Annotated in this window: 5 protein-coding genes; 4 read left to right on the top strand and 1 reads right to left on the bottom strand. The window is 70.8% G+C overall.

Features of this window, described 5'->3' with window-relative positions; translation table 11 throughout:
* Window positions 1–351: 351 nt before the first annotated feature.
* The 3 genes from cimA to L7D48_RS12550 all read left to right on the top strand — a co-directional run bounded on the left by cimA (window position 352) and on the right by L7D48_RS12550 (window position 4,039).
* Entirely contained in the window at window positions 352–1,995 is a 1,644-nt protein-coding gene (gene cimA, locus L7D48_RS12560; RefSeq protein ID WP_237879474.1) for a citramalate synthase, read from the top strand.
* Window positions 1,996–2,204: 209 nt separating this feature from the next.
* Window positions 2,205–3,788: an acyl-CoA carboxylase subunit beta gene (locus tag L7D48_RS12555; RefSeq protein ID WP_237879466.1), complete on the top strand. Its 1,584-nt coding sequence runs from the start codon at window positions 2,205–2,207 to the stop codon at window positions 3,786–3,788.
* A 20-nt stretch (window positions 3,789–3,808) separates the two neighbouring features.
* Window positions 3,809–4,039 (top strand): acyl-CoA carboxylase epsilon subunit, encoded by a 231-nt coding sequence (locus tag L7D48_RS12550; protein ID WP_237879464.1) that lies wholly within the window; start codon window positions 3,809–3,811, stop codon window positions 4,037–4,039.
* 154 nt (window positions 4,040–4,193) lie between these two features.
* Here the strand turns inward: L7D48_RS12550 and L7D48_RS12545 are convergent, their stop codons facing one another.
* Window positions 4,194–4,373 carry a hypothetical protein gene (locus tag L7D48_RS12545; protein WP_237879462.1) on the bottom strand — a complete coding sequence of 60 codons (180 nt, stop codon included), beginning with the start codon at window positions 4,371–4,373 and terminating at the stop codon, window positions 4,194–4,196.
* Between the two features lie 557 nt (window positions 4,374–4,930).
* Here L7D48_RS12545 and L7D48_RS12540 point away from each other — a divergent pair.
* Window positions 4,931–7,334, top strand: a 2,404-nt coding sequence (locus tag L7D48_RS12540; protein WP_237879460.1) for a nitrate- and nitrite sensing domain-containing protein, incomplete at its 3' end; no start/stop codon positions are given.

Below are 7,334 nucleotides of genomic sequence, written 5' to 3'. Positions count from 1 at the left end.
GTCCGCCCCCGTCCCGCCGTCCGTCCCCGTCCCGCCGTCCGCTCCCGCGGACCGCGGCGACCACATCGTGAGACCGCCCGATCCGCGGAGCGGATCCGTGCCAGACTGTGCCCGTGCCTCACCTCGCCATGATTATCGGCAGCAGGCGCGCCGGTCCGCAGTGACCGCCTACGCACACACCCGGTGCGGTGGCGGACACCGTGTCCCAGACCCGCGCGCAGACCTCTCGCACCCGCGAGGGGTCTTTTCGTTTTCCGGCACCACCCGGCCGGAACGAGGGCGTGAGGGATGATGGGGACAAGTAGGGCCAAGCATTCCGGACCTACATCCATCGACAGGAGCCAGACCAGCATGACCGACGCCGCGGCCTCCCGGCAGCCGGGGGATGCGTCCCCCGGCGACGCGTTCCACGTCTTCGACACCACGCTCCGCGACGGGGCACAGCGGGAGGGGATCAACCTCTCCGTCGCGGACAAGCTGACCATCGCCCGCCACCTGGACGACTTCGGTGTCGGCTTCATCGAGGGCGGCTGGCCCGGTGCCAACCCCCGGGACACCGAGTTCTTCCGGCGAGCCCGTGAGGAGATCGACTTCCGCCACGCCCGGCTCGTCGCGTTCGGCGCCACCCGCAGGGCGGGCGTCGCAGCCGCCGAGGACCCGCAGGTGAGGGCGCTGGTCGACTCGCGGGCGCCGGTGGTCACCATCGTCGCCAAGGCGCACGACCGCCATGTCGAGCTGGCGCTGCGCACCACGCTGGAGGAGAACCTGGCGATGGTCCGCGACACGGTGGAGCACCTGCGCGAGCAGGGCCGGCGGGTCTTCGTCGACTGCGAGCACTTCTTCGACGGGTACCAGGCCAATCCCGAGTACGCCAAGCGGGTCGTACGCACCGCGTACGAGGCCGGCGCCGACGTGGTCGTGCTGTGCGACACCAACGGCGGCATGCTCCCCGCCCAGATCCAGGCCGTGGTGCGGACGGTGCACACCGACACCGGCGCGCGCCTGGGCATCCACGCCCAGGACGACACCGGCTGCGCGGTGGCCAACACCCTGGCCGCCGTGGACGCCGGCGCCACCCATGTGCAGTGCACCGCCAACGGCTACGGCGAGCGCGTGGGCAACGCCAACCTCTTCTCGGTGGTCGCCGCCCTCCAGCTCAAGTACGGCATGAAGGTCCTGCCCGAGGGCGCGCTGCGCGAGATGACGCGGATCTCCCACGCCATCGCCGAGGTCGTCAACCTCACGCCCTCCACCCACCAGCCGTACGTGGGCGTCTCCGCGTTCGCCCACAAGGCCGGACTGCACGCCTCCGCCATCAAGGTGGACCCCGACCTCTACCAGCACATCGACCCCGAACTGGTCGGCAACCGCCTGCGGATGCTGGTCTCCGACATGGCCGGCCGGGCCTCCATCGAGCTCAAGGGCCAAGAGCTGGGGATCGATCTGAGCGGCGACCGCGAGCTGGTCGGCCGGATCGTGGAGCGCGTCAAGGAGCGCGAACTGCGCGGTTACAGCTACGAGGCCGCCGACGCCTCCTTCGAGCTGCTGCTGCGGGAGGAACTGCTGCGGGGCGGGGCGCAGGAGGGCCCCCGGAGCTTCTTCACCACCGAGTCCTGGCGCGCCATCGTGGAGAACCGCCCCGACGGCTCCCACGCCAACGAGGCGACCGTGAAGCTGTGGGCCAAGGGCGAGCGCATCGTCTCCACCGCCGAGGGGAACGGCCCCGTCAACGCTCTGGACCGGGCCCTTCGGCTGGCGCTGGAGCGGATCTACCCCGAGCTCGCCCAGATGGAGCTGGTGGACTACAAGGTCCGCATCCTGGCGGGCACCCACGGCACGGAGTCCACCACGCGGGTGCTGGTGTCCACCGGGGACGGCGGGGGCGAGTGGTCCACCGTCGGGGTGGCCGACAACGTCATCGCCGCCTCCTGGCAGGCCCTCGTCGACGCCTACACCTACGGTCTGCTGCGCGCAGGCGTCGAGCCCCAGGGCTGACCGGCCGTCACGACACGCCCACCCAGGCCTGAACGCCTCTTCGGCGCGGACTGTGGGGATCCCACAGTCCGCGCCCGGGGAAACTGGGGATCCTCCCTGGTGTAGCGGCGTCAAAGGCATGGTTCTGTCCAGCGTGGCCATGAATCGAGGGCTGAGACTGTACGAATCCGACGACGGCGAACAGCGCGGCGGTTTCGTAGGGTCTGAACATGACCGATCTGTCCCAGACGCCGCTCGCGGCGAGTGACGCCCGTGGCCGTGTGGCGGAGCTGCACGCCATCCGTGAGCAGGTTCGGCGCGGTCCGAGCGAGCGGGCCACCGAGGCCCAGCACGCCAAGGGCAAGCTGACCGCGCGCGAGCGGATCGAACTGCTGCTGGACGAGGGGTCGTTCCAGGAAGTGGAGCCGCTGCGCCGGCACCGCGCCACCGGCTTCGGCCTGGAGGACAGGAAGCCGTACACCGACGGGGTGATCACCGGCTGGGGGACGGTCGAGGGCCGGACCGTCTTCGTCTACGCCCACGACTTCCGGATCTTCGGCGGGGCGCTGGGCGAGGCCCACGCGGCCAAGATCCACAAGATCATGGACATGGCCATCGCAGCCGGTGCGCCGCTGGTCTCCCTCAACGACGGGGCCGGCGCGCGCATCCAGGAGGGCGTGGTGGCCCTGGCCGGCTACGGCGGCATCTTCCAGCGCAACACCAAGGCCTCCGGCGTCATCCCGCAGATCTCGGTGATGCTGGGCCCGTGCGCGGGCGGGGCGGCCTACTCCCCGGCGCTGACCGACTTCGTGTTCATGGTCCGCGACACCTCGCAGATGTTCATCACCGGCCCCGACGTCGTCCAGGCGGTCACCGGTGCGCAGGTGAGCCAGAACGGGCTGGGCGGCGCCGACGTGCACGCCGCGACCTCCGGCGTGGCGCACTTCGCCTACGACGACGAGACCACCTGCCTGGAGGAGGTCCGCTACCTGCTGTCCCTGCTGCCGTCCAACAACCGGGAGAACCCGCCGCGTACCGAGTGCGCCGATCCGGCCGACCGGCGCGGCGAGGTGCTGTACGACCTGGTGCCGGCCGACGGCAACCGCCCCTACGACATGCGCGCGGTGATCGAGGAGATCGTCGACGACGGCGAGATGCTGGAGGTCCACGAGCGCTGGGCCACCAACATCATCTGCGCACTGGCCCGGATGGACGGGCAGGTGGTGGGGATCGTCGCCAACCAGCCCCAGCAGCTCGCCGGCGTGCTGGACATCCACGCCTCCGAGAAGGCCGCCCGCTTCGTGCAGATGTGCGACGCGTTCAACATCCCCATCCTCACCCTGCTGGACGTGCCCGGCTTCCTGCCCGGGGTGGACCAGGAGCACGGAGGGATCATCCGGCACGGCGCCAAGCTGCTGTACGCGTACTGCAACGCCACCGTGCCGCGGATCTCGCTGGTACTGCGCAAGGCCTACGGCGGCGCGTACATCGTCATGGACTCCCAGTCCATCGGGGCCGACCTGACCTACGCCTGGCCGACCAACGAGATCGCGGTGATGGGCGCCGAGGGCGCGGCGGGCGTGATCTTCCGGCGGCAGATCGCCGCCTCCGACGACCCCGAGGCCACCCGGGCGGAGCTGGTCAAGGAGTACAAGTCCGAGCTGATGCATCCCTACTACGCCGCGGAGCGCGGCCTGGTCGACGACGTCATCGACCCCGCCGAGACGCGCTCCGTCCTCATCGGCGCCCTGGCCATGCTCCGCACCAAGCACGCCGACCTGCCCGCGCGCAAGCACGGCAACCCGCCCCAGTGACACCTGTGAGGACCAGCCCCTTGAACACTTCCGCCGCCACCACCACCGCCACCGCTGTCGCCGACGTGGTCCGTGTGGAGAAGGGCCACGCCAGCGAGGAGGAACTCGCCGCGGTCACCGCCCTGCTCCTGGCCCGCGCCGCCGCCCACGGGTCCGGCCCCGTCGCCTCCCGTCCGCGCCGCAGCACCGCGCCCTGGCGCCGACTTGAGCGCACCTCCGGTTTCCGGGCCCCCCACAGCTGGCAGGGCTGAGGCCCGCAGGGCCGACCGGCAGAAGAGCGGGAGGGTCCGGGAGGAGCCCGGCCACCGAGGCCGTGCGAACCGGCCCCTCACTCGGACCACACGGACCGGCCCCCGTACACCTCGGGTGTACGGGGGCCGGCGAGGTCCGTCGTCGCGGAGCCGGTCAGCCGACGGGGGCGTCCATCAGGACGGTCCGGCGCGGGTTGGCGGTCTGGGCCGGAAGGTCTCCGGCGCTCTCCGCGCGCTCGGCCCGGACGACCGTCAGCTCGTCGGCGTCCTTGAGGTGGGCCAGGGTGGTGCGCTGCGGATTGGCGACACTGCGCGTGATCATCGTCGTCTTCACCGGGTCTGCCTCGTTCGCCTTCTTGTCGTTTACATGCCTTGTGTAAAGCTGAGCGTAAGGGGCCTCTTTCCCCTCCAGGGGTGACTCTTATAACGATCCGCCTGTGATCTTACTCACGAAACGGCGGGCAAAAGCCGCATAGCGGACCGTCTGAATCGGCCATCCAAACGGACATACGCTCCCCAAAGCGGATGATGCACCCTCTGGTGTCACTACCGGGGCAGTGGGCACTGTAGCGGCTCACGTGTGGCGTCAGCTGCCAAAAGTCCGTGATGCGCCGTATGCGTCTACACCCTCCGCCACGGAGTGTCTGCGTAGCGTCACGCATGTCACAGCCTTATCCACGGACCTTGTTGGAGATCCGGCACTGTGCTGGAATTCCACGGACCGCCGCAGGAGACGACCCGGCGCGCAAGGGGGCGCAGAGGAGCGCCGCGCGGCGGGGACTTGGGGGCGCGCCGGTCACTCACGACCGTCAGGGGGGTCCTCGGACCTTCCCGACTCGATACCGTTCCGCCGTTCGCGGGGGGACGCCTGGTCCAGAGGTTGCGACGCTAGTGCAGGGACGTTTCAAGAGGGATGGCAGCGCTGTGGGGGACCCGGAGCTGCGCGGTGCGACCGACCGCGGCTCCTCACCACAGCGCGCCCAGGAGAGCAGTGGCCGGGAGCAGGCCCTCGACGCCGACAAGGGCAAGCGCGCGAAGGCGCGACCGGACGGCGAGGCCGAGGGTGCCCCGAAGCCCAAGGAGCCCAGTGCCACGGGCTCCCGCCTTGCCCTGCGCAACTGGCGCATCAGCACCCGCCTGGTCTCGCTGCTGGCCCTTCCGGTCGTCACGGCCACCTCGCTGGGCGCGCTGAGCATCAACAACTCGCTCGCCGAGGTCGATCAGCTCGACAACATGAAGCTCCTCACGGAGATGACCGAGCGCGCCACCGAGCTGGCGACGGCGCTCCAGGAGGAGCGGGACCGCTCGGCCGGCCCCCTGACCGGCACCGGCAACCCCAAGGACGACGCGGTCGTCGGCCCCCGTGAGGAGACCGACCAGGTCAAGGCGGCGTTCTTCGACGCCACCCCCGCGCTCGAGGAGGCCGACGCCGGACTCCTCTCCGGCGTCCGCGCCACGATCACGGACATCACCCGGCAGCTGAACCGGCTCAAGACCATCCGGGAGCGGGCGTACGACAACCCGGACAACATCTCGCAGACGGTCAACGACTACAACCAGCTGATCGAGTCGCTGCTGAGCCTGTCCCAGGACATGGCGCAGGCCACCAGCAACCCGGAGATGATCCAGAGCACCCGTGCGCTGGCGGCGTTCTCCTCCGCCAAGGAGTACGCCTCCATGCAGCGGGCGATCATCAGCGCCGGCCTGGCCCGCGAGGACGGCCCCAAGCTGTCGGACAACGACCACCTGTACATCAGGACGGCCTGGGAGAGCGAGAGCGCGGCCCGTAAGCGCTTCGACGACATCTACGGCAACAACGAGGCGGCCGAGCTCACCAAGCCGCTCGACGAGGGCATCGTCAACATCACCTCGGCCGACGAGTACGCCGAGCGCGTGGTGAAGGATCCCAAGGGCATCTCGCGCGAGAACCGTTCCTACCTGGACTGGTTCGACCAGGACCAGGTCAAGATCGAGCAGATGCGGAAGATCGAGGCCTCACTGCTCACGCAGATGGACGAGCAGGCCCGTACGCTGCGGGCCGAGGCCCAGCAGTCGGCCCTCTTCAACGGCGTCCTGGTGCTGCTCGTGCTCGGCATCTCGCTGGTCGGCGCGTTCGTCGTGGCCCGCTCCATGATCCGCTCGCTGCGCCGGCTGCAGGACACCGCGCAGGACGTGGCCCACCGCCGTCTGCCCGAGCTGGTCAAGCAGCTCTCCGAGGCCGACCCGCAGGACGTCGACACCTCCGTGGAGTCCGTCGGCGTCCACAGCCGCGACGAGATCGGCCGGGTGGCCGCGGCGTTCGACGACGTGCACAGCGAGGCCGTCCGGCTCGCCGCCGAGCAGGCGCTGCTGCGGGGGAACGTCAACGCGATGTTCACCAACCTCTCGCGCCGCAGCCAGGGCCTGATCCAGCGCCAGCTCTCGCTCATCTCCGAACTGGAGTCCCGCGAGGCAGACCCGGACCAGCTCTCCTCCCTGTTCAAGCTGGACCACCTGGCGACCCGTATGCGCCGCAACGGCGAGAACCTGCTGGTCCTCGCGGGTGAGGAGCCCGGCCGCCGCTGGACCCGCCCGGTGCCGCTGGTGGACGTGCTGCGCGCCGCCGCGTCCGAGGTGGAGCAGTACGAGCGCATCGAACTGAGCGCCGTACCCACCACCGAGGTCGCGGGCCGGGTCGTCAACGACCTGGTGCACCTGCTGGCCGAGCTGCTGGAGAACGCCACCTCGTTCTCCTCGCCGCAGACCAAGGTCAAGGTCACCGGCCACGCGCTGCCCGACGGCCGGGTGCTGGTCGAGATCCACGACACCGGCATCGGGCTGTCGCCCGAGGACCTCGCGGCCATCAACGAGCGACTCGCCAACCCGCCGACGGTCGACGTCTCGGTCTCCCGCCGCATGGGTCTGTTCGTGGTCGGCCGCCTGTCCCTGCGGCACGGCATCCGCATCCAGCTGCGCCCCTCCGACTCCGGCGGCACGACCGCGCTGGTCATGCTCCCGGTCGACGTCACCCAGCGCGGCGGTCAGCAGAACGGCCAGCAGAAGAAGTCCTCCGGCGACGGCGGCCAGGGCTCCGGCCCGTCCGCCACGCTCCGGCGCGAGCCGCAGGGCGGCGGCGCGCCGGCCGGTACCAGCCGACTCGGTGCGCTGCCCACCCGCAACCAGGTCCAGGGCGGCCCCTCCTCGCGCGCCGCGCTTCCCGGCGGCCCCGCGGCAGGCGGTCCTGCCGCGGGCGGCCCTGCGGGCGGTCCCGCGGGCGGGGGCTTCGGCGCCCCCGGCCGTCCCGGCCCCGGGCAGC

Source organism: Streptomyces sp. ICN903 (assembly GCF_022015835.1).
In the GTDB taxonomy this organism is placed as follows: Bacteria; Actinomycetota; Actinomycetes; order Streptomycetales; family Streptomycetaceae; genus Streptomyces; species Streptomyces fenghuangensis.
Note: the sequence above shows the minus strand (reverse complement) of the source record. Positions and strands in the feature narration are given on the sequence as shown.